This window comes from Burkholderia sp. Bp9016, from assembly GCF_003857765.1.
In the GTDB taxonomy this organism is placed as follows: Bacteria; Pseudomonadota; Gammaproteobacteria; order Burkholderiales; family Burkholderiaceae; genus Burkholderia.
Map to the genome: position 1 here is coordinate 173,286 of NZ_QTPY01000005.1, position 23,263 is coordinate 196,548.

The 23,263-nt window shown below is 68.1% G+C and carries 20 protein-coding genes; 3 read left to right on the top strand and 17 right to left on the bottom strand.

Going from position 1 to position 23,263, the window contains the following annotated elements; all coding sequences use genetic code 11:
* The first annotated feature begins 29 nt into the window (after window positions 1–29).
* Window positions 30–434 (top strand): Lrp/AsnC ligand binding domain-containing protein, encoded by a 405-nt coding sequence (locus DIE13_RS08640; protein ID WP_124826744.1) that lies wholly within the window; start codon window positions 30–32, stop codon window positions 432–434.
* An 8-nt stretch (window positions 435–442) separates the two neighbouring features.
* Here the strand turns inward: DIE13_RS08640 and DIE13_RS08645 are convergent, their stop codons facing one another.
* The 15 genes from DIE13_RS08645 to DIE13_RS08715 form a co-directional block, all read right to left on the bottom strand.
* A complete protein-coding gene (locus DIE13_RS08645) occupies window positions 443–1,060 on the bottom strand; it encodes a PolC-type DNA polymerase III (protein WP_124826745.1) in 618 nt (205 codons plus the stop codon).
* A gap of 191 nt (window positions 1,061–1,251) precedes the next feature.
* Entirely contained in the window at window positions 1,252–2,976 is a 1,725-nt protein-coding gene (locus DIE13_RS08650) for a tannase/feruloyl esterase family alpha/beta hydrolase (protein WP_124826746.1), read from the bottom strand.
* A 27-nt stretch (window positions 2,977–3,003) separates the two neighbouring features.
* Complete coding sequence (locus tag DIE13_RS08655) at window positions 3,004–4,152, bottom strand: porin (RefSeq protein ID WP_124826747.1); 1,149 nt, start codon at window positions 4,150–4,152, stop codon at window positions 3,004–3,006.
* 67 nt (window positions 4,153–4,219) lie between these two features.
* Window positions 4,220–5,425, bottom strand: a complete 1,206-nt coding sequence (gene mhpT, locus DIE13_RS08660; protein WP_124826748.1) for a 3-(3-hydroxy-phenyl)propionate transporter MhpT — start codon at window positions 5,423–5,425, stop codon at window positions 4,220–4,222.
* 212 nt (window positions 5,426–5,637) lie between these two features.
* Entirely contained in the window at window positions 5,638–7,551 is a 1,914-nt protein-coding gene (locus DIE13_RS08665) for a feruloyl-CoA synthase (RefSeq protein ID WP_124826749.1), read from the bottom strand.
* Entirely contained in the window at window positions 7,548–8,996 is a 1,449-nt protein-coding gene (locus DIE13_RS08670) for an aldehyde dehydrogenase (RefSeq protein ID WP_124826750.1), read from the bottom strand. Before DIE13_RS08670 ends, DIE13_RS08665 begins: the two co-directional genes overlap by 4 nt.
* Before the next feature lie 58 nt (window positions 8,997–9,054).
* Window positions 9,055–9,885, bottom strand: a complete 831-nt coding sequence (locus tag DIE13_RS08675; RefSeq protein ID WP_124826751.1) for a p-hydroxycinnamoyl CoA hydratase/lyase — start codon at window positions 9,883–9,885, stop codon at window positions 9,055–9,057.
* A gap of 241 nt (window positions 9,886–10,126) precedes the next feature.
* On the bottom strand, window positions 10,127–10,666 hold the full coding sequence (locus DIE13_RS08680; protein WP_175760796.1) for a MarR family winged helix-turn-helix transcriptional regulator: 540 nt from the start codon (window positions 10,664–10,666) through the stop codon (window positions 10,127–10,129).
* A 1,021-nt stretch (window positions 10,667–11,687) separates the two neighbouring features.
* Window positions 11,688–12,587 carry an SMP-30/gluconolactonase/LRE family protein gene (locus DIE13_RS08685; RefSeq protein ID WP_124826752.1) on the bottom strand — a complete coding sequence of 300 codons (900 nt, stop codon included), beginning with the start codon at window positions 12,585–12,587 and terminating at the stop codon, window positions 11,688–11,690.
* A 42-nt stretch (window positions 12,588–12,629) separates the two neighbouring features.
* Entirely contained in the window at window positions 12,630–13,649 is a 1,020-nt protein-coding gene (gene araH, locus DIE13_RS08690; protein ID WP_124826753.1) for an L-arabinose ABC transporter permease AraH, read from the bottom strand.
* A gap of 31 nt (window positions 13,650–13,680) precedes the next feature.
* A complete protein-coding gene (gene araG / locus DIE13_RS08695; RefSeq protein WP_124826754.1) occupies window positions 13,681–15,243 on the bottom strand; it encodes an L-arabinose ABC transporter ATP-binding protein AraG in 1,563 nt (520 codons plus the stop codon).
* A gap of 20 nt (window positions 15,244–15,263) precedes the next feature.
* Window positions 15,264–16,268: an arabinose ABC transporter substrate-binding protein gene (locus tag DIE13_RS08700; RefSeq protein WP_124826755.1), complete on the bottom strand. Its 1,005-nt coding sequence runs from the start codon at window positions 16,266–16,268 to the stop codon at window positions 15,264–15,266.
* Window positions 16,269–16,349: 81 nt separating this feature from the next.
* Window positions 16,350–17,279: a Gfo/Idh/MocA family protein gene (locus DIE13_RS08705; RefSeq protein WP_124826756.1), complete on the bottom strand. Its 930-nt coding sequence runs from the start codon at window positions 17,277–17,279 to the stop codon at window positions 16,350–16,352.
* Between the two features lie 24 nt (window positions 17,280–17,303).
* On the bottom strand, window positions 17,304–18,233 hold the full coding sequence (locus tag DIE13_RS08710; RefSeq protein WP_124826757.1) for a dihydrodipicolinate synthase family protein: 930 nt from the start codon (window positions 18,231–18,233) through the stop codon (window positions 17,304–17,306).
* A 120-nt stretch (window positions 18,234–18,353) separates the two neighbouring features.
* Window positions 18,354–20,105, bottom strand: coding sequence for an IlvD/Edd family dehydratase (locus DIE13_RS08715; protein WP_124826758.1), 1,752 nt, complete (start codon window positions 20,103–20,105; stop codon window positions 18,354–18,356).
* Window positions 20,106–20,219: 114 nt separating this feature from the next.
* On the opposite strand from DIE13_RS08715, the gene DIE13_RS08720 reads away from it, so the two are divergent.
* On the top strand, window positions 20,220–21,170 hold the full coding sequence (locus DIE13_RS08720) for a LysR family transcriptional regulator (protein WP_124826759.1): 951 nt from the start codon (window positions 20,220–20,222) through the stop codon (window positions 21,168–21,170).
* An 82-nt stretch (window positions 21,171–21,252) separates the two neighbouring features.
* Here the strand turns inward: DIE13_RS08720 and DIE13_RS08725 are convergent, their stop codons facing one another.
* Both DIE13_RS08725 and DIE13_RS08730 read right to left on the bottom strand, forming a co-directional pair.
* On the bottom strand, window positions 21,253–21,897 hold the full coding sequence (locus tag DIE13_RS08725; protein WP_260435045.1) for a glutathione S-transferase family protein: 645 nt from the start codon (window positions 21,895–21,897) through the stop codon (window positions 21,253–21,255).
* Window positions 21,898–21,917: 20 nt separating this feature from the next.
* Window positions 21,918–22,394 (bottom strand): OsmC family protein, encoded by a 477-nt coding sequence (locus tag DIE13_RS08730; protein WP_124826760.1) that lies wholly within the window; start codon window positions 22,392–22,394, stop codon window positions 21,918–21,920.
* A gap of 94 nt (window positions 22,395–22,488) precedes the next feature.
* Here DIE13_RS08730 and DIE13_RS08735 point away from each other — a divergent pair, with 94 nt between their 5' ends.
* Window positions 22,489–23,130 (top strand): GntR family transcriptional regulator, encoded by a 642-nt coding sequence (locus DIE13_RS08735; RefSeq protein ID WP_124826761.1) that lies wholly within the window; start codon window positions 22,489–22,491, stop codon window positions 23,128–23,130.
* The last annotated feature ends 133 nt before the right edge of the window (window positions 23,131–23,263 follow it).

Sequence of the window (23,263 nt, forward strand, 5' to 3'; positions counted from 1 at the left end):
CGCAACGCGCGCCGCGCCACTTCCGCGAAATAGCGCGCGCCGACCGGCAGGATCTCGTCGTTGAAATCGGACGTCGCGTCGCGCAGCGGCACGCCGGCGCGAACTCGTGCGTGTATTCGAACGTGCACGCCGCATCGGAGAAAGTCGACCATCCGCTGACGATCGTCGTGAACGTCGAGGTCAAGCGCGAGCAGATCGACCAGCTCGACGCGATGAAGCGGACCTTCGAGCGCTGCCCGCAGATCCGGCTGTGCTATCACGTGACGGGGGAATGGGATTTCGTGCCGATCCTGGCCGTGCGCAACCTGGATCGGTACAACGCGCTCACGCGCGAGCTGTTCTTCTCGAACAACAACGCGAAGTGTTTCAAGACGCTGGTGAGCATGAGCCGCGTGAAGGCCGGGCTCGAGGTGCCGGTGGACCTCGGCGAGTGATACGCGGGTCAGCGCGCGCCAGCGGCCAACGCCCCGAAGAACGCCGCGACCTTCGCCTTGCTCGTCGCCTGCAACCGCGACATGAGCCCGTGATCGACGTGCCGCAGCCCGTAGGTCTCGCCGATGTCGCGCTGCAACCGGCACCACAGATGGCTCGCGATCTCCGCGTCGACCATCGCCCGGTGGGCACGGCCCGTCTGCGGCAGGCGCAGCATGTCCGCGAGGTTCGACAGCCGGTGGCTTTGCGCATGCGGATAGATGCGTCTCGACACGAGCATCGTGCACGCGAACGCGTGCTCGGCCGCCATGCCGAGCATGGCAAGCTCGGCCTGCCAGAAGCGCTTGTCGAAGCCCGCGTTGTGCGCGACGACGGGATGGCTGCCGACGAACGCGGCGGCTTCCCTCATGACCTTCGCCACCGGCGGCGCCGACGCGATCATATCGTTCGTGATCCCGGTGAGCGCGACGACGTCGGACGGAATGCGGCGGCCGGCGTTCATCAGGCTCTGGTAACGGTCGACGATCTGGCCGTCGCGCAGCAGAATCACGGCGATTTCGGTCGCCCTGTCCCCCATGTTCGGGGAAAGCCCGGTTGTTTCGAAGTCGAGTACCGCTACGGTTTGCATGGCCGAATCAGAGGAGGGACACCTGGCGCGGCACGTCGATCAGGACGCGTCGCACTGACGAGAAGGCGCCATAGTACCCCGGACGCGACCTCCAACGTCGTGCCCGACACATCGCCGCGTTCCGGGCCCGCACGCTCGTCACGGCGAATGTGCCGATGCGCGCGCATCGGCACATTCACGCTGCCGCTACGTCATCGGCAACTGAAGCTCGCCGCCGAATTCACGTCGCCCGACCCGTTGTAGCGCGCGACCTGCGGATACGGGCACAGCGGACGCGTGCGCCCCGCGCCCCACGACGTCGGCACGTCGGCGTTCGGCACCGCGTTGGTCGTGTCGCGCGCGGTGGCGACGATCTCGGCCGGCGCCTGCCCCTGCTCGACCCACGCGACGAGCGGCGTCAGCATGTCGAACTGGTCGGTCGCGGGGCCGCCCGAACAATGGTTCATTCCCGGCACCGGATAGAAGCGCGCGAAGTCCGACGCGTCGCCGCCGTTCGCCTGCGCGAGCCGCCCGTACCAGTCGCTCGTGTCGTTGAACGAGAACACCGGGTCGCCCGTGCCGTGATAGACGAGCAGCTTCGCGCCGCGCGACTTCAGCGCGGCCAGGTTCGTCTCGTCGGGCGGCGTCATGAACGACCACGCGGATTGCGTATACACGCCGTTCGTCGCGAAGATCGACGGCGCATCGTTGTCCATGTCGAAGCCGAGCGCGAAGCCGGCGAGGTTGGCGAGCGTCGCGGCGGTCTTCGGCGGCGTCATGAACGTGAACGCCATCGCGGCCGGATCGAGCGTGACCGAATTCGACTGCTTCCACGCGGCCCAGCCGCTGCCGGCCACGCCCGGATCGTACGGAAAGCTCGCATAGAGCGCCGCGCCAGCGCTGTTGCGCGCGCCCGCGAACACGTTTTCCAGCGCGCTCTTCTGCGCGGTCGTCAGGCACGATCCGGTGCGCGCGCCGTTCACGCAGGCCGGGATGTCCGTCTCGATGCTGAAGTGCGCCTGGCACGCCGCGACGTCCTGCACCATCCCGTCCGTCGCGCCGTCGAGCGCATCGCATTTCTCGAGTATCTTCGCGCCGACGAACTGGCGCTCCGCATCGGTGAAGCCGCTGCGGATGTCCGGCAGCCCGTTGGTGCCGGTCGCCGACGCGATCTTCGCGAACTGCTGCGCGCCGTACATCTCGCCGATCGCCGCCTTCGGCAAGTGGAAGCCCGGGTCGCCCGCGATGATCCCGTCGTAGTCGCCCGGGTTGCGCGCCGCCGTGACCATCGCGTGACGGCCTCCGTTCGAGCAGCCGTCGAAATAGCTGCGGTCGGGCGCCTTTCCGTACGCGAGCCGGATCACCTGCTTGGCCATCGGCGTGAGCGCGTCGACCGCGCCGTAGCCGTAGTCGATCCGCGCCTGCGGATCGATGCCGAACAGCGGGTTCTGCGCGGCGCTGTGCCCGGAATCCGAGCTGATCACCGCGAAGCCCATGTTCAGCGCATCGGTCAGCGGCCCGCCGCCGCCGATCTCGCCGGTCGCGGTCACGACGTTGCCGTCGAGGCCGCCGTTCGCCTGGTAGAAGAAGCGGCCGTTCCATGCTTTCGGCAAGCGCATCTCGAAGCCGATCGCATAGGTGTTGCCATCCACCGCGCTCACGCGCTCGTTCATCTTCCCTTCGATCACGCAGTGCTCGGCGATCGGCTTGCCGGCCACCGTCAGCGCGCCGGCGGCCGCGGTCGTGACCGACGTGAACGACGTGTTCGCATACGACAGCTTCGCGGCGAGCGCGTCGCAGGTCTGCGTCATCGCGGCGGGCGTCGCGGCGCTCAGGTGCGTCGGCGCGGAGCTGACCGAATCGTCGCCGCCGCAACCGGCGAGCATGGCCGCCGCGGACAGCGGCGCGATACAGAGGAATGCAGATTTCCTGTTCAAGATAACTCCCGTTCGTCAGGCTGCCGATCAGAACATGTGCCGCACGCCGACCATCGCGCCGAGCTGCCCCATCCCTTCGCCGGGCGTCGTGCCGGCACCGCCGCCGCTGACCGCGTAGCGCGCGTGCGCGCTGTTCCACAGATACGACGATTGCGCGTAGACGGCCGTGCGCTTGGTCAGCAGATAGGTCGCGCGCAGCGTGGCCATCGTCGCGCGCGTGTCGTGCGCGCTGTTGACGATCCGGTAGCCTTCGCCGTCGACGACGAAATCGGGCTTCACCGCATACGACGCGCCGACGAAGAATAGGTCCGAGTGCGCGCCGGGCGCGGCCGGCGACCCGGTCGACACGCGCCGCCCGATCCAGCCCGCGCCGATGCGCGCACCGGCCGCCTGCGCATAGGCGCTCACGTGCGTGCGTGCATCCTTGCCGCCACTGCTGGTGAAGGCGACAGGCTCGACGCCGTCGAAGAAGTTCGCGGCCGCGCCGGTGCCGCCGCGCTGTTCCTCGTACGAGGCCGCCGCGCCGAAGTACGCGCTGTCGTACTTGAGCATCACCGACCAGTTGCGGCACTGGAGCGAGTCGCCCGGCACCTGCCCCGCGCACGTGCCCTGCCCCGGAGAGTTGCCGGTGCCCGCGCCGTCGCGGCCGAACGAATAGGCCGCGCCGAGCGTCACGCCGCGATACGTGCCGACGTACGTCACCGCGTTGTCCGCGCGGCCGTTCGGCACGTACGCATCGAACGAGCCGAGCCCGTAGATGTCGGGGCCGATGATGTCCGCGCCCTGCAGCGCCAGGTAGGTCATCGTGTACTGCCGCCCGAACGCGAGCGTGCCGAAGCCGCCCTTCAGCCCGACGAACGCCTGCCGCCCGAACAGCCGGCCGCCCTGCCCGAGATCGCCGCCGCGCACGTTGAAGCCGCTTTCGAGCGTGAAGACCGCCTGGTAGCCGGCGCCGAGATCCTCCGCACCGCGCAGCCCCCAGCGCGACGGCAGTTCGCCCGTCACGCCCGGCATGCGCACCACGTGGTCGCCGGCCGCGTTCGCGTGCGACACGAACTCGACGCCCGTATCGATGATCCCGTACAGCGTCACGCTCGACTGCGCGTGCGCGCCCGGCGCGGCGAGTGCGCAGCATGCGCCTGCGGCCAGCAGGCCGTTCCTTGTGTTCTTTTTCATGTCGTTGCGTCTCCAGACCTTGGTGAGTGGCGCGCTCTGACGGCGCGCATTGAAAAAAGGCGAAACGTCAGTCGCCGGCTTGCGGGCGGCGAATCAGCACCAGCGCGGCGACGGCCGCGACCAGCGTGACGGGGATGCTCGCGCCGATCACGACCGGCGCGCTGCGGCCCGCGGCCAGCAGCGTCGCGGCCGCGAGCGGCCCGACGACGGAGCCGAGCCGGCCGACCGCCACCGCCGCGCCGACGCCCGTGCCGCGCATCGCGGTCGGGTAATAGATCGCGGCGAGCGCATACAGCACCGACTGCCCGCCGACCACGAACATCCCGGCCGCGAACGCGGCCGCCGCGAGCGACGCGAAGCCGGGCGCGGCCGCCAGCGCGGCGAGCGACAGCACGATCCCGACATACATGCCGCCCACCACGCGCGACGCACGCATCCGGTCGAGCGCCGCGCCGATGCCGAGCGCACCGAGCCCCGCGCCCACGTTGAACGCGATCTGCACGAGGCCGACATGCTCGCGATCGAGGCCGCGCGCGGCCATCAGCGACGGCAGCCAGTTCAGCAGGAAGTAGAGGACGATCAGCGTGCAGAAGTAGCTGATCCACAGCGCGAGCGTCGACGTCGTGCGGCCGTCGCCGAACAGCGTGCGCGTGACGCTGGTGCGCGCGGCCTGCGTGCCGGCGATGTCGAGATACGCGCGCGATTCCGGCAGGAACCACACCAGCAGCGGCACGAGCAGCAGCGGGCCCGCGCCGCCGACGTAGAAGATGTGCCGCCATTCGGTGTCGCCGGCGAGCAGCACGCCGATCAGCGACGCGATCACGCCGCCGAACGGGATCCCGCAGTACATCGTGGCCACCGCGCTGCTGCGCGAGCGCGGCTCGACCGCCTCCGACGACAGCGCGATCAGGTTCGGCATCGCGCCGCCGAGCCCGATGCCGGTCAGCACGCGCACGACGACGAGCATCGCGAAGGTCGATACCTGCGCGGTGGCGATCGACAGCAACCCGAACAGCACGACCGACGCGATCAGCACGCGCTTGCGGCCGATCCGGTCGGCGAGCCGCCCGCCGAGCATCGCGCCCGGCAGCAGCCCGAAGGTGCCCGCGCTGAACGCGATGCCCATCTGCGATACGGTCAGCCCGAATTCATGCGCCATGCGCGGCGCGGCGACGCCGACCGACTGCAGGTCGAGCCCTTCCAGAAGGGCGATCGCGAAACACAGCGCGAGCGTGGTCGCGACCGTTGGTTTTTCGGCAACGTACGTATTCATCCTTGTCTCCAATCCCATGTCTTGTAGTCGGTCGGCCCGGCAACGGCCGCCGCGCGCGGCCGCCGGCCAGTGGCGGACCCGCGCGCGAGGTGTCGGCTGAACGGCCGCCAATATCAGGCAGCCTGATTCACTGGCCGCAAGCGTGCCTGCCGGTGCGATGGCCGGCGGGTCGTTACGTGTACTTCCGCTTACTCGTGTCTGCCTGGTGCTGCTTACGCGTACATCACGTCCGGATCGCGCCGCGCCGGGTCGTACAGCGCGTCGATCGCCGCCGCGCGGTGCTGCTGCACGGCCGCCTGGTTCAGCGAACCCTTGTCGGTCACTTCGCCCAGATCGAGCGACGGCGGCTGGTCCATCAGCCGGATGCGCGCGACAAACGTCGAGCCGCCGGTCGCATGCCGGTTCAGCGCGACGAGCCATGCCGCGAACGCCGCACGTACGGCCGGCGCGCGCAGCACATCGCGCACCGGCGCGTCGGCTGCGAGCCCCGCGAGCGCACGGCACGCGTCGACGCGCGGAAACACGAGCAAGCCGATGTCGTCGCGATTGATCCCGGTGACGACCACGTCCTGCACGTATGGCGCGCCGCTCGACACCGCGTTCGCGCGCAACGGCCCGACGCTGACGAACGTGCCGCTGCTCAGCTTGAAATCCTCGGTCAGCCGCCCGTCGAACAGCAGCCCGAGTTCCGGCCGCGCCGGATCGGCGAAGACGCCCGCGTCGCCGCTGCGGTAATAGCCCTCTTCGTCGAACACGTCGCGCGGATCGGCGTCCGCATGCCAGTAGCCGCGCATCACGTTCGGCCCCTTGAAGCGCAGTTCGAGCTTTCCGCCGCACGGCACGAGCTTCGCGTCGCAGCCGGGCGCGGGCAGCCCGATATAGCCGGCGCGCATCAGCGGCCCCGTCGTGAACAGGCACGACGGCGACGCCTCCGTCATCCCGAGGCCGGCCATGATCCGGATGCGCTCGCCGCAATGCGCCTGGGTCACGCGGTCGAGCCGGTCCCACGCGGCCTGCGACAACCCCGCGCCGCCGAAGAAATACAGCTTCACGCGCGAGAAGAACGTGTCGCGCAGCTCGGCGTCGCGTTCGAGCGCGACGGTCAGCTCTTCCCAGCCCTTCGGCACGTTGAAGTAGATCGTCGGCGCGATCTCGCGCAGGTTGCGCACGGTTTCGTCGAAGCGGCCGGGCACCGGGCGGCCGTCGTCGATGTACAGCGTGCCGCCGTTGTACAGCGCGATGCCGAGGTTGTGACTGCCGCCGAACGTGTGATTCCACGGCAGCCAGTCGACCAGCACCGGCGGCTCGCGCGTGAGTTCGGGCATCGTCTGGCGCAGCATCTGCTGGTTGCTGCACAGCATCCGGTGCGTGGTCGGCACGGCCTTCGGCAGCTTCGTCGAACCGGACGTGAACAGGATCTTCGCGAGATGATCCGGGCCGACTGCCGCATGGATCGCGTCGATCGTGCACGGTGCGGTGGCGAGCAGGCGTGACAGCGGCACCGCGCGGCTCTTTCCGTCGGCGTCTGCGGCGGCATCGCCGTCGCGTGCGACGATCAGCGCCGCGTCGGCCGGCAACGTCGCGTCGAGCGCACGCGAGAACGGCGCGCGTTCGGCGACGAACACCGCGCCCGGCCGCAGCACGCCGAGCGTGTGGCGCAGCTTGCCGTAGTCGGTCGACACCAGCGAATACGCGGGCGAGATCGGCGAGTACGGCACGCCGGCCAGCATCGCCGCGAACATCAGTTGCAGATGCTCGAGATCGTTGCCGGACAGCACCGCGAGCGGACGCTCGGCCGACAGCCCTAGATCGACGAGGCCCTGCCCGAGTGCGCGGGCGCGTTCGAGCATCTGCGCATAGGTGATCTCGATCCAGCGGCCGTCGGCGCCGCGCCGCGCGGCCAGCACGCGCTCGGGATGCGCTTGCGCACCGCGCACAAGGCAATCGGTCAGGCGTGCCGGATAGTCGCCGAGCGGTTCGCGCGAGCGCAGATACCATGTGCCGCTTTCCGCGCGGCGAATCTCGGCCGCGCCGACCGCGACGGCCGCCGCGCGATAGCGCACGCCGTCGGCGTGTTGGCCGGCCGCAAGCGGCGCCTTCAATGCATTCATCGTCGGCTCGCTCATATCGGGTAATGACGGGGCGTGGTCTGCACGGTGATCCAGCGCAGCTCGGTGAATTCGGCAATCGACGCGCGGCTGCCGAAGCGGCCGTAGCCGCTCGCCTTCGTGCCGCCGAACGGCATCTGCGCTTCGTCGTGCACGGTCGGACCGTTGATGTGGCAGATCCCCGATTCGATCCGGCGCGCGACCGTCATCGCGCGTGCGACATCGCGGCTGAACACGCTCGCCGACAATCCGAACTCGCTGTCGTTCGCGAGCGCGACGGCTTCGTCGTCGTGGTCCGCCCGCAGGATCGCGACCACCGGCGCGAACGACTCCTCGCGATAGAGCCGCATGTCGCGCGTCACGCCGTCGACGATCGCCGGCTGCATCGTCGCGCCCTCGATCCGGCAGCCGAGCGGCAAGCGTGCGCCGTGCGCACGTGCGTCCTCGACGAGCGACGCGGCACGCGCGGCGGCCGCAGCATCGACCATCGTGCCGAGTGCGTGACCCGCCAGCGGATCGCCGGCCACCAGCGTGCGCGCCTTCTCGCTCAGCCGTTCGACGAGCGCATCGGCGATCGGGCGCGCGGCGATCACGCGCTCGGTCGACATGCAGATCTGCCCCTGGTTGAAGAACGCGCCGAACGCGATCGCGTCGGCCGCCGCATCGACATCCGCATCATCGAGCACGAGCACCGGCGCCTTGCCGCCGAGTTCGAGCAGCACGGGTTTCAGGTGCGCGGCCGCGTGGCGCGCGATGATGCGCCCGACGTGCGTCGATCCGGTGAAGTTGATCCGCTTCACATGCGGATGCGCGATCAGCCGCTCGACGAGCGCCGGCGCATCGGCCGCCGCATGCGTGATCACGTTGACGACACCCGCGCCGAGGCCCGCGTCGTTCAGCACCGCGCCGATCAGCGCGTGCACGCCCGGACACGCTTCGGACGCCTTCAGCACGACCGTGTTGCCGCATGCGAGCGGCATCGCCAGCGCACGCGTGCCGAGGATCACCGGCGCATTCCACGGCGCGATGCCGAGCACCACGCCGCACGGCACGCGCATCGCCAGCGCGAGATTGCCGGGCACGTCGGACGGGATCACGTCGCCGTCGATCTGCGTCGTCATCGACGCGGCCTCGCGCAGCATGTTCGCCGCGAGCGTCACGTTGAAGCCGAGCCAGCCGGGCGTCGCGCCGGTCTCGGCGATGCCGGTCGCGACGATCTCGTCGATGCGCGCGTCCATCAGGTCGGCCGCCTTCAGCAGCCGGCGACGCCGCTCGGTCGGCGCGAGCGCCGCCCATGCGGGAAACGCGCGGTGCGCGGCGTCGATCGCCGCGTCGGCGTCGGCCGGGCCGGCCGCCGGCGCGCGCGACGCGAGCGCGCCCGTCGCGGGGTTGAATCGGTCGAAGGTTCGCCCGTCGCGGGCGGTACACCACTCGCCGGCGATCAGCATCCGTCTGTCGGTCATGTCGTCTCCTGCCTTGCCTGTCTCTTGCGGTTGCGTTGGCGGTTTTGTCAGCGCTGTATCAGCGCTTGTATGCCTGCAGGCCCGGCTTGATCGTCTTGTCGTCGAGGAACTGCTTCAACCCCTGCTCTCGGCCGCGCTCCGGATCGCGCAGTTGCGCCTGGTCGAGCTTCGCGTACAGGTAATCCTCGCACTGCTCCCACGTGAGTTCGCGCGAACGCTTGAAGCCGTGTTTCGCCGCGCGCAGCACGACCGGGTTCTTGTCCATCAGCCGTGCGGCGAGCGCGATCGTCGCGTCGCGCAGGCCGGCCAGCGGCACGCTGCTGTTCACGAGGCCCATGGCCGCCGCTTCGACGCCGGTGAACGTGTCGCCGGTCATGATGTAGTGCAGCGCGCGGCGATGCCCGACCGTGTCCGCCATCGCCTTGCTCACCAGGTTGCCCGGCGGGATGCCCCAGTTGATCTCCGACAGCCCGAACACCGCTTCGTCCGCCGCGATCGCGAGGTCGCACGCGACGAGCGGCGAGAACCCGCCGCCGAAGCACCAGCCGTTCACCATCGCGATCGTCGGCTTGTTGTACATCCGCAGACGGCGCCACTGCCATTCCGATGCGTCGCGACGCACCTTTTCCTGCAGCGCGTCGGAACCGCCGTCGATCTCGCGGAAATATTCCTTCAGATCCATGCCGGCCGTCCACGCGGCGCCCGCGCCGGTCAGCACCAGCACCTTCGCTTCGTCGTCGAATTCGATCGCGTCGAGCACGTCCAGCATCTCCCGGTTCAGCGTCGGGCTCATTGCGTTGCGCTTGTCCGGACGGTTCAGCGTCACCCACGCGATGCCGGCCTCCACCTTCACTTCCACGGTCTGCCAGCGATTGTCGTACTTGCTCATGTCGGTTCCTGTCGTTCGTTTCCAGTGCGATTCGGTGCGCAGCGATCCTGCTGCGAACGGCTTCATTTAATATCAGGCTACCTGATATTGCAAGCGGCACGAACGCCGGTGTAAACCCGGAGCGGAAAGCCGAGGACACGATGGAATCGGGGAACGGTCAGGCCACTGGCGACGACAAGGCGCAGCGGAGGCGGGCTGCACGGGCCCACGCGGGCCCGCGCGATGAAGCGTCGGGAAGCGATCAGCCGCGCAGGTTGCGCGAGAACAGTTCGAGCGCGCGCTGCACATGCGCGGCGTCGTCGGCGGAGATGTCACCGAGCATTCGCGTCTCGACGGGGCGCAGCACGGCTTCGCACTCGCGCAGCATCGCCGCGCCTTCGTCGGTCAGCGTCAGCAGGATGATGCGGCCGTGCGACGGGTCGGCTTCGCGCGTGACGAAACCGCGGGCGGCCATCACGCTCATCACCTCGTTAGCCGATTGCGGCGTGATCCACGAGCGCTCGGCCAACTGCGCATTCGACGACGCGCCGCGCGCCTCGAGCACCGACAGCGCCGTGTATTGCGCGAGCGTGATGCCGAGCGGCGCGAGCGCGTCGGTCATATGGCGGCGCAGCAGCCGGTCGAGGCCGCCGATCACGTAGGTCAGGCGCTGCTGCACGCGCGTCTTCGGCTTGTCGCCCGTCGCGCGGGCGGCGCTTTTCGCGGCGTTCTTCACGGCGCCTGCCGTGGCGCTCGTCGCGGCGTTTTTCGGATTCGCGGGCTTGGTCGGTGCGGAACTCATGGTGCGGGCGGGATGGAATTGCGCGCCATCTTACCAGCACGTCGGGGGCGAACGCATAGTCGCGACATCACTCCCAGCATACCTCCATGTGCTCAGTTGCCTCGTATAAGTACGAAATTATCGGTCGGCACACTAATTAAATTACCAAAAACAATCGATTCTCATCTTGAAAATGGTTCGGCACTTCGTGACGGGGTAAAAAAACAGCTTCATTCCAACCATCACAGGGTGGAGTGACTGCGATACCTGAACCAACAAGGATCAACATGGAACGGGAGTTTCGTTAATTATTAAATATTACAGAATAATTCATTAATCGATTGATGAAATCCATTTATTACTGGCGCAAAAAAATCCTTACTATAAGCCACAAAAAGGTTTGCTAGGATCAGAGTTAAAGAAGTACGAGGGTGTACAAGGATGCATCCCGTTTGAGACTCAAAACACTGTATCAATCGATAGACTAGCCCCGGGCGAAAAACCGCCGCCCGATTCCGCCTACCAAATGGGATTGGATTCGCGCCCGACTATCTTTATTTTAATTATGGTAATTGTGTGTAAAAGAAAGGCCCCCGAACCTTCACAAGCCGGGGGCTTTCGTTTTTCTGCGTCACTTCGGGTTGTGCCGGTGCTTCGTCCACGGAGGTAGCCGCATCTACAGCCCGGCAGCGGCTTCTGTCGTGTCATCCGGCGCCGAAGTATCGAGAGCTCGACGGCGGTTTGTTCCGGCCTACGGTTGCGGAGGGCAGATTTGTGTATAAGACGATGCTTTGAGCCTGGTCGATGGATGTGGCCGGAGGAATATGCGAAGCAGCTGTGAACGGGGAAAGGATGACCTTGCGTCACGTCGGCGTTACGCATTCCGCGATCACGTTTTCCGCGCGGCATTCATGTCGCGGATGCGGCGCGCCTGAATTCCGCTAAGAAAGACGACGGCTGATCAGCCCCGTTCAAGGCCCATCTTTCGTACAACCCGGATCTTTGCCTGCAGCCGATAGAACCTGCCGTCCACACCCGCCATTCATCCAGGACATGTCCCAGCAAATCTCGCGGTCGCCAACCCCGCATGGCCCGTCTGCGCGACGAACACGCCACCGGCATCGGCATCGCTCGCCAGCGCGTCGTCGCTCAACCCGATGCGCGCACTCGTCACGTACAACCGACCTTCCCCATCGATCGCCACGCAGCTCGGCTGCGCCGTCGGCACCGCCACGCGCGCCGTTTCGACACCGTCCGGCCCGTAGCGCACGACCCGCCGGCCGCCCCACTGCGCATTCCACAGCCCGCCGTCGCGGTCCATCGTCGAGCCGTCCGGATCGCCGTCCGCGTCGGTGAGCCGCGCGAACAGCCGCACGTTGGCAACATCGCCGCCCGCGCGGTAATCGCACACGAAAATCTCGCGCACCATCGAATCGCAGAAGTACATCTTCGAACCGTCCGGCGAGAACGCGATGCTGTTCGCGATCGCGGCAGCCGGCAATGCAAGCCGTTCGAGCGTAAGGTCCGGATTGAGCCGATAGAACCCGCCGATCGCGCACGGCGGATCGCCGCCTTCGTCCTTCATCCCGAACACGAACGCGCCGAACGGATCGCAGCGGCCGTCGTTCAGCCGCGTCGGCAGATCCGGCTCGACATCGACGATGCGCGTGAACGCGCCGCTGCGCAGATCGAAGAACGCGAGATGCGTCGCGAACCCGACGAGCAGCACGTCCGGCTCGTTCGTCAGCGCAAAGCACGCCAGCCGCTCCGGCATCGGCCATTGCGCGAGGGCCGAGCCGTCCGCGCGGCAGCGCCACAGGCGCGCGCCTTCGATGTCCGTCCAGTACAACGCGTGCGTCGCGTCGCACCACGTCGCGCCTTCGCCGAGCGTGTTGCGGCTGTCTACGAGCAGTGCCGCCGCGCCCGGACTAGTCTGTTGCATGCCGTCTCCCGATATCTGTCGCTTTCGCGGGCGGCGCGTTGGTCAGATCTTCATCGCGCGCCGCTGGTTGCGACGATACTGGTCGAACAGCACGGCAAGCAACAGAATTCCGCCGCGTATCAGATATTGGTAAAAGGTCGGCACGTTCAGGAGGCTCATCGCGTCCTGCACCGCGCCCATGATCAGCACGCCGACCAGCACGCCGGAGATCGTCGCGACGCCGCCCGTCAGCGACACGCCGCCGAGCACGCATGCGGAGATCACGCCGAGCTCGAGGCCGACCGACGTCTTCGGGTCGCCTAGGCTCATCCGCGACGCGAGCATCACGCCGGCGAAACCGGTCACGAGCCCCTGCAGCACGAACACGGCGATCTTGATGCGCATCACCGGCAGCCCGGCGAGCAACGCGGCCTCGCCGTTGCCGCCCACAGCCAGCACGTTCTTGCCGAACACCGTCTTGCGCAGCAGGAAGCCGAACACGACGAAGCCGACGATGTTGCTCCAGATCGGAAACGAGATGCCGAGGAACGAACCGGAGCCGAGTTCGAAGAAGCGCTCCTCGGAGATCATCACCGCGTCGCCATTCGACGTGATGAACGCGAGACCGCGCACGACTTCCATCATCGCGAGCGTGACGATCAGCGAATTGATCCGCCAGCGCGCGATCAGCACGCCGTTCACGAGCCCGACCGCGCCGCCCGCGAGGATGCCGGCCGCGGTGCCGAACAGGACGCTGTGCGTCGCGGTGATCAGCGTCGATGCGACGACGCCCGAGAACGCGACGATCGACGCGACCGACAGGTCGACCTCGCCGAGCGCGAGCACGAACATCATCGTCACCGCGATCGAGCCGATCAGCGTGACCGACAGCAGCAGGCCCTGGATGTTGCGCGGCGTGAGGAAGTCCGGCACGGTCGCCGACAGCACCGCGAACAGCACCAGGAACACCATCACGATGCCGGAGCGGTTGATCAGTTGCCACACGCCGCCGCGGGCGCGCGCGGGCGCGACGGCGGCATCGGAGGACGGGGAAGTGCGTTGGGGTTGCATGGCCTGGCTCATATCGATTGCATTCCGGTTGACTGCACGCCGCTCAGCGCGGCAGCGCGAGCTTGATCAGCGTGTCGGGCGTCGCCTGCGCCTTCGCGACTTCGCCCGCGATCCGTCCTTCCTTCATCACGACGATGCGGTCCGACACGCCGATCACCTCGGCCAGATCGCTCGACACGATGATCACGGTGCGGCCCGCTTCCGCGAGTTCGTAGAACAGGTTGTAGATTTCCGCGCGCGCGCCGACGTCGATGCCGCGCGTGGGCTCGTCCATCAGGAACACGTCGATGCGCTCGGCCAGCCAGCGCGCGAGCACGACCTTCTGCTGGTTGCCGCCCGACAGCGCGCCGATCGGCGTGTCGCCGTCGCGGGTCTTGATCGCGAGCCGCTCGATATATTTCTGCGCGAGCTCGCGTTCGCGCCGCGCGTCGAGCAGCACGCGCGCCAGGCTGAAATGGCGGCGCGCGCTGATGTTCAGGTTGTCGGCCACCGACGCGATCGCAACGATGCCTTCCTGCTTGCGATCTTCCGGGCACAGCGCGATGCCGGCGCGCACCGCGTGCCGCGGACTCGCGAACGCGACGCGCTTGCCACCGAGCTCGACGTGGCCGCCGCTCGGCCGCGCCGCGCCGTACAGCAGCTTCATCAGCTCCGAGCGGCCCGCGCCGACGAGCCCGAAGAACCCGACGATCTCGCCGCGCCGCGCGGCGAACGACACCGGTTCGGACAGGCCCGGCCCGATCAGCCCCTTCGCCTCGATCAGCACGTCGCCGGCCGCGCGCGGCCGGTAGCCGTACACGTCCTCGATCGAGCGGCCGACCATGCAGCCGATCAGCCGGTCGCGGTCCAGGTCGGCGACCGATTCGAACGTCTCGATCCGCCGGCCGTCGCGAAACACCGTCACGCGATCGCACAGCGCGTCGACTTCCTCCATCCGGTGCGTGACGTAGATGATCGCGCGGCCTTCCGCGCGCAGCGAACGGATGATCCGGAACAGCTGCGTCGTTTCGCGCGCGGACAGCGAACTCGTCGGTTCGTCGAAGGCGATCACGCGCGCGTCGCGCATCAGTGCCTTGCCGATCTCGATCATCTGGCGCTGTCCGATCGACAGATACTTGACCGGGGTATCCGGATCGATGTGCTCGCCGAGCCGCTCCAGCGCATCGAGCGCCCGCACGGCGAGCGCACGTTCGTCGACCACGCCGAGCCGGCTCGGCAGTTGCCCGAGCATCAGGTTTTCCGCGACCGTCAGCTCGGGTACCAGATGCAGTTCCTGGTAGATGATCGCGATGCCGGCCTCGAGCGCGGCGCGTGTCGACGCGAAGCGCTGCACCGTGCCGTTCAGCGTCAGCGTGCCGGCCTGCGGCTGGTTCACGCCCGACAGCACCTTCAGCAGCGTCGATTTCCCCGCGCCGTTCTCGCCCATCAGGCCGTGCACTTCGCCCGCGCGCACCGCCAGCGACACGCCATCGAGCGCGCGCACGCCCGGAAACGTCACCGTGATGCCGTCGAGCGCGAGCAGCGCACCGCCCGGCGCCGGCTTACCGGCGCCGGCTTGCGCGGCGGCGTCGTTGCCGGACACGGCCGTCATCGTCTGCATCGTCATCGCGTCGTCGCCCCGCACGCTCAGATGCCGAGCTCGGCGCGCACGGCCTGCCAGTTCGCGCGCGTCATCAGCTTGCCGCTCGTCTGCGTGTCGGCCGGCGGCATCTTGCCGTTGCGGATCCAGTCGACGAGGTTCTGCGTGCTCTCCTTGCCGTGGTTCGTCGAGCTGACCGCGATCGTCCCGTAGAAGCCGGTCGGCTCCTTCTTCTGGAATTCGGCGAACGCCTCGCCCGCGCCGTTGATGCCGACGCCGATCACGTCGGCTGCCGGGATGTGCAGCTGCTCGGTCGCGCGCACCGCGCCGAGCACGGTTTCCTCGTTCAGTGCGTAGACCACCCACTTCTTCACGTTGGGATGGCGCGCGAGCACGGGCGCGGCCGCACTGAAGCCGCCTTCGTCGTCGGTCGTCTTCTGCGGCGCGTCGAAGATGTTCTCCTGGCGGAAGCCGTTCGCCAGCAGCGCCTGCGTCGCGCCGTCAGTGCGCAGCTTCGCGGTCGGCAGCTCGTAGTTGGTGATGCGCAGTGCGCCGACTTCTTCCGGCTTCCAGCCGCGCCGCTTCATCTCGTCTGCGATCGCCTGGCCGACCTGGTTGCCGATCTTGGTCGCCGACATCCCGAGGTGCGGCACGTTCGGCAGCGGCTTGCCGGTCGAGTCGACGAGCTGGTCGTCGACCGTCACGAACTTCATGTTGTAGCGCTTCGCGCGCGCGGCGATCGCCGGCCCGAGGCGCACGTCGGGCGCGCAGATCACGAAGCCCTGCGCGCCTTGCGAGCCGAGATTGTCGATCGCGGCCAGCACCCTCTCGCCGTCCGGCGTGCCGATCTTCACGACCGAGAAGTTCTCCTTCTGGCCGAGCGCCGACGCGGCATTCTGCTCGTTGATGAACCATGCCTGCTCGGGCATCTTCACCAGGAAGCCGATCTTCAGCGGCGCGTCGGCGTGCGCGGCGCCCTGCGTCCCGAGGGGAGCGATGCAAAGCGCGGCGAGCAGCGCGCGCAGGGTGTGTCGGCGAATCGTGCGGTTCATGCGGTGTCTCCTTGTATTGGCTTGGGTCTTCAACATGCTTCATGCGCGGCCGCGCTCGCAATGGAGCGCGCCGGCACGTTGTCAGCGGCCGAACGCGTCCGTCCCGACGCGCCGCCCGAACAGGAACGCGTCGGCGACGAGCCGCAGCGGCCGGACGTCGACGTCGCTTTCGCCGCGCGCGATCAACGCGTGGAAGTGTGCATACAGCGCCGGATACTCGCGCTCGGACCCGATCTCGACCGGTGCGCCGTCGATCGACAACTGCGCGCCGCCGCGGCTGATCGCGAGCACGCCGTCCGACGTGTCGACCGCGATTTCCCATTGCTCGACGGGGCCGTGGCGCCAGTCGAATTCCGCATGCACGGGCACGCCCTCCGTATCCGCGCAATCGAGCTCGGCCGCGATCGGCATCTGCGCGTCGCTCGGCACATAGAGCGTCGCTTCGCGCAGCACGAGCTCGCGCGGCAGGATCCGCGTGACGATCGACAGCGCGTTGATGCCGGGATCGAACACGCCGAGGCCGCCGGGCTCCCAGATCCACTGCTGCCCCGGATGCCAGCGCCGCACGTCCTCTTTCCAGCGCACCTGCACCGCGCGGATCGTGCGCGTCGCGAGCCAAGCGCGCGCGGGTTCGACCGCGCTCGCGCAGCGCGAATGCCAGGTCGCGAACAACGTAAGGCCGCGTTCGCGCGCGAGCGCGTCCAGCACGGCCACTTCACCGAGCGTCGCGCCCGGCGGCTTTTCGAGCATCACATGCTTGCCGGCTTCGAGCGCGGCGCGCGCCTGCGCATAGCGCACCTGCGGCGGCGCGCACAGCGACACCGCGTCGAGTTCGCGTTCGGCAGCCAGCAGCGCGCCCAGGTCCGGATAGTTGCGCACGCCGGCCACTTCCGCGTGACGGCTCGCACAGGCGCTCAACACGAAGCCCGGCTCGGCGGCGATCGCCGGCAGATGCTGGTCACGCGCGATCTTGCCGATCCCGATCACGCCCAGCGAAAACACCTTGCTCATCTGTGTTCCTCCTTCGCCACTCGCTCAGCGCGCCCAGCGCAGCACGAGCGGATCGAGCCGGCGCGCGATCGCGATCAGTTCGGCGCGCGTGTCCGGATGCAGCTCAGGCATCGGATGCCGCGGCCGCTCGCACGCGATCACGCCGCCTTCGCGCATCAGCGCCTTCGCGGTCAGGATCCCGGACTGACGATTCTCGTGATTGATCAGCGGCAGCCACCTCTGGTAATGCGCGAACGCATCGTCGTGCCGCCCTTCGCGGAACGCGTCGAGGATCGGCCGGATGCCGTCCGGAAATCCGCCGCCCGTCATCGCGCCGGTCGCGCCCGCATGCAGGTCGGCAAGCAGCGTGATCGCCTCTTCGCCGTCCCACGGCCCCTCGATCGCGTCGCCGCCGAGCCGGATCAGCTCGCGCAGCTTGTTCGCCGCACCCGGCGTCTCGATCTTGAAGTACGCGACCTGCTCGATGTCGCGCGCCATCCGTGCAAGGAACGGCGCGGCCAGCGCGGTGCCGCTCGCGGGCGCGTCCTGGATCAGGATCGGGATGGAGATCGCGTCGGACACGCGGGCGTAGAAATCGAAGATCTGCGTTTCCGGCACGCGGAACGTCGCACCGTGATACGGCGGCATCGCCATCACCATCGCCGCGCCGAGCTGCTGCGCGCGCAAGCTGCGCGCCGCGCAGACCTGCGTGCTGTAGTGCGACGTCGTGACGATCACCGGCACGCGGCCGGCGACGTGTTCGAGGATCGTGCGCGTGAGCACGTCGCGCTCGTCGTCGGTGACCGCGAATTGCTCGGAGAAGTTCGCGAGGATGCACAGCCCGTCCGAGCCCGCGTCGATCATGAAATCGACCGCGTGCTTCTGGCTCGCGAGATCGAGCTCGCCGGTATCGGAAAACGTCGTCGGGACGACGGGGAAGATGCCGCGATAACGCGGCGTGCTGCTCGATGTCATGGTTCGCGTCCTGCGTCGGCCCCGATGCGAGGCCATCATGCGTTCACGGGTTTCACAACTTGACGATGCGCGAGCCGATGCCCTCGCGCGGCCGCGGCGCACGTTGCGCCGCCCGGCCGCTCAATGCGAATGGCTCGGCACATCCGCGCCGCGCGTGCCGACCAGGAAGTCGAGGTCGCATCCCTCGTCCGCCTGCAGCACGTGGTCGATATACAGCCGCGCGTAGCCGCCCTTGCCCATCTGCCCGGCCACGCCCGGCGCCGCGGCCGGATCGACGTCCGACAGGCGGCGCTGCAGTTCGTCGTCCGTAATGTCGAGATGCAGCAGGCCGGCCTCGCAGTCGAGTTCGATCCAGTCGCCGTTGCGCACTGCGGCGAGCGGGCCGCCGGCGGCCGCTTCCGGCGCGACGTGCAGCACCACCGTGCCGTATGCGGTGCCGCTCATCCGCGCATCCGAGATGCGCACCATGTCCTTCACGCCCTGGCGCAGCAGCTTCGGCGGCAGCCCCATGTTGCCGACTTCGGCCATCCCCGGATAACCGCGCGGTCCGCAGTTCTTCAGCACCAGCACCGAACCGGCATCGACGTCGAGCGCTTCGTCGTTGATCGTCGCCTTGTAATGGTCCAGGTTCTCGAACACCACCGCGCGGCCGCGATGCTTGAGCAATTCCGGACTCGCCGCCGACGGCTTGAGCACCGCGCCGCGCGGCGCGAGATTGCCGCGCAGGATGCAGATCCCGCCGTCCGCGATCAGCGGCCGGTCGAGCGGGCGGATCACCTCGTCGTCGTAGTTCGGCGCTTCGCGCACGTTGTCCCACAGCGACTTGCCGTTTACCGTCAGCGCGTCGGGGTGCGGCAGCAGCCCGCCCTCGCCGAGCCGGCGCAGCACGGCCGGCAGGCCGCCCGCGTAATAGAACTCCTCCATCAGGAAGCGCCCGGACGGCATCAGGTCGACGATCGTCGGCGTGTCGCGGCCGATGCGCATCCAGTCCTCGAGTTCCAGCGGCACGCCGATGCGGCCCGCGATCGCCTTCAGGTGGATCACCGCATTGGTCGACCCGCCGATCGCCGCGTTCGCACGGATCGCGTTCTCGAACGCGGCGCGCGTCAGGACCTTCGACAGCACGAGCCCTTCGAGCGCCATCTCGACGATACGGATGCCCGACATGTGCGCGAGCACGTAGCGGCGCGAATCGACAGCCGGAATCGCCGCGTTGTGCGGCAACGCGACGCCGAGCGCCTCGGCCATGCACGCCATCGTCGATGCAGTGCCCATCGTGTTGCAGGTGCCGGCCGAGCGCGACATCCCGGCTTCGGCGGACAGAAAGTGATGCAGGTCGATCTCGCCGGCCTTCAACGATTCGTGCAGTTGCCACACGGCCGTGCCCGAGCCGATGTTCCGGCCTTCGAGCTTGCCGTTCAGCATCGGGCCGCCCGACACGACGATCGCCGGCACGTCGCAGCTCGCCGCGCCCATCAGCAACGCCGGGGTCGTCTTGTCGCAGCCGGCGAGCAGCACAACCGCATCGATCGGGTTGCCGCGGATCGCTTCCTCGACGTCCATCGACGCCAGGTTGCGCGTGAGCATCGCCGACGGCCGCAGGTTCGATTCGCCGTTCGAGAACACCGGGAACTCGACCGGAAAGCCGCCCGCCTCGAAGATGCCGCGCTTCACGTGCTCGGCGAGCTTGCGGAAGTGCGCGTTGCACGGCGTCAGTTCGGACCACGTATTGCAGATGCCGATGATCGGCCGACCGTCGAATTCGTGATCGGGAATGCCCTGGTTCTTCATCCAGCTCCGGTACATGAAGCCGTTCTTGTCGTTCGTGCCGAACCATTGCGCGGAGCGCAGCCTGGGTTTTGTTGCCGACATCGTCAGTCCTGTGGTGACGGGATACCGACGCAGTCTAGGGAGAATTTTGATAACTCGCCAATGACGTTTTAGGCGATTACGATATCGATTCCGATATCGATATAAACCCGTACGATGAGCGAAGCCAGCCCGTGGGGAAACCGCAGCCGCCTGAAGACGCGCCAGTTGCTGCTGGTCGTCGCGCTCGCCGACGAAGGCAGCATTCATCGCGCGGCGGCCGCACTGAACATGACGCAGCCGGCCGCGTCGAAGCTGCTGCGCGAGCTGGAGGAATCGATCGGCGCGGTGCTGTTCGAACGGCTGCCGCGCGGGATGCGGCCGACGCTGTATGGCGACGCGCTGATCCGCCATGCGCGCGCGGCGCTCGGCAGCCTCGACCAGGCGCGCGAGGAACTGGCCGCGCTCAAGGCCGGCCATCTCGGGCATGTGGCGGTGGGCGCGATCACGTCGCCGGGGCTGCGGCTCGTGCCGCCGGCCGTCGCGGCCGTGAAAGGAACGCACGCGAACGTGCGGGTGTCCGTCGCGATCGACACGAGCAACGCGCTGCTCGAACACCTCGCGCAGGACAAGCTCGACATCGTGCTCGGCCGGCTGTCCGCCGAACACGACAAGCTGCACCTGCGCTACGAGCCGCTGACCGGCGAGCCGGTCGCCGCGGTCGTGCGGCCCGGCCATCCGCTGCTCGCGCAGGCGCCGCTGTCGCTCGCCGACGTCCAGCGCGCCGCGTGGGTGATGCCGCCTGCCGGCAGCGTGCTGCGCCATCGCTTCGAGCTGGTGTTCCAGCGCGCCAGCCTCGCGCCGCCCGCGAACGTCGTCGAGACGGCCGCGCTGCTTTTCATTACGCAGCTGATCGAGCAGAGCGACATGATCGCGGTGCTGGCGGAGGACGTCGCGCGGTACTACGCGCGACACGGGATCGTTACCGTGCTGCCGCTGGAGATGGATTGCCGGATGGACGATTTCGGGATCATCACGCGCACCGACCGGCTGCCTTCGCCGGCCGTCGCGGTGATGGCCGATGCGATCCGCACGGCCGCGCGGGACGTCTACGGAATCGAACTGTAACGATGCACGGGAAGGCGCGCCCGTGCGGCGCGCGCGCCGGTCGAAGCCGAACGGCACGCAGGCGGCTGCGCCCGCGCGCCGCTTACACCCAGGGCGCCGCGAGCCCTTCCGTCTTCAGCGCCCGCTGGATCGCCGGGCGCGCGAGCACCTGCCGCAGATAGCCGCCGAGCCCCGGACGCTGCCGCGCCGGCTCGGCGAAGCCGCGCGTCCAGCGGCACAGCATCAGTGCATACGGGTCGAGCACCGTATAGTGCGCGCCGAGCAGCCAGGGGCCGCCGCTTGCGTCGAGCTGCGACTCGAGCTGATCCAGCAGCGTCGCCACCTTCGCCTCCGCATGCGCCTTCACCTGCGCGGCCCCCGACGCGTTGCCCGCATCGACCCACCGCTCCGGATAGAAATACGCGATCAGCGTCGCCTGAAGCGTGTTGGTGAGCCACGTCAGCCACGTGTAGAAGCGCGCACGCTCCGGCGTGCCGAGGTCCGGCGCAAGCCGCTGCTCCGGATGCGTGTCGGCAAGATGCAGACAGATCGCGGCCGTCTCGTACAGCACCAGATCGCCGTCGACCAGCACCGGAATGAGCCCGTTCGGATTGAGCGCGAGATATTCGGGCGACTTGTGCTGGTCGCGCGTGCGGTCGACCCACACCAGCTCGAACGGCTTGCCGATTTCTTCCAGCACGAAATGCGGCGCCATGCTTGCGTTGCTCGGGTAGTAGAAGAGCTTCAACGTCGTCCCCCTTGCGTGCGTCACGCCGCAGCGAATTCGATCACCGGCTCGCACCGGATCGGGAAATTGACGGAGTTCGCCACGTAGCACTTCGCATGCGCCGCGTGATGCAGCCGCTCCGCCAGTTCGCGATCGTCGCCAGCGCGAATCGTCACGCGCGGGTGCAGCACGATTTCGGTGAAACGCCCTTGCCCGGTGCTGTCGAGCATCGTGCCTTCGGCCTCGTCGACGTACGCGAGCACGCGGATCCCCGCATCCGAGCATAGATGCAGATACCAGAGCTTGTGGCATGCCGACGCCGACGCCAGCAGCAGGTCCTCCGGATTCCAGCGCGCCGCATCGCCGCGAAACGCGGCATCCGACGAGCCGGGAATGTCCGGCTTCGACCCCGCGCGGATCACATGATCGCGGCCATAGTCGCGATACCCCGACGTGCCGGTTCCCCGGTTGCCGGTCCACTCCACTGTCACGCCGTACTTGTGTTCGCCATGCGCCATCCCGCTCTCCTCTGCTATCGGAACGTGAGGTCGCCATTGTGGCACCTGAATGTCGTTTGGTATACCATTATTCCAAATTCAGGAGCCCAGAGGCATGGAAGCCAGACTCGATTCCACGGCAGACGCGGTGGCCGCATCGCTGCGGGAAATGATCATCAACGGCGAACTGCAGGCAGGCGAGCGGCTCGTCGAGCGCGATCTTGCCGAACGTTTCGGGATCAGCCGGATTCCGATGCGCGAGGCGATCCAGCGCCTTGAGCGCGAAGGGCTGCTGGACATCTTCCGCAATCGCGGCGCGGTCGTCCGGATGCTGAGCGCGTCCGACGTGCAGGAGATCTACGACATGCGCGCGCTGCTCGAAGGCGATGCGATCTTCCGCAGCGTGAAGCGGCTCGACGACGAGACGCTGGCGCGCGCCGAGCTCGTGCACCGGCTGCTCGGCGAATCGGGCGTGCCGCGCCGGCAAGGCGAGCTGAACCGCGAGTTCCATGCGCTGCTGTATTCGTGCTGCGGCAACGAGCGGCAGCTGAAGGCGATCGCGGAACTACGCAGCCAGGTCGAGCGGTACGAGCGGTTGCAGGCGACGCTGCTCGCCGATACGCCATCGTTCCAGGTCGAGCACGAAGACATCCTGCAAGCGTGCCGCGAACGCAATGCACGCGGTGCTCGTGCGATGACGGTCGCGCATCTCGAATCGGCGCGACGGATCGTGATGCGGCTCGTCGAAGGCGAATGAGGCCCGCACCCAATCCGGCCCGGGACTCCGGTTCCGTGCAGTGGCCGGTGACCAGCGCCATTCGCCGCTTCGCCGCTTCGCCGGTTGCGCCCCACGCCGGCAAACCACGCCACGTCCGGTGTCGCGCGGCGCG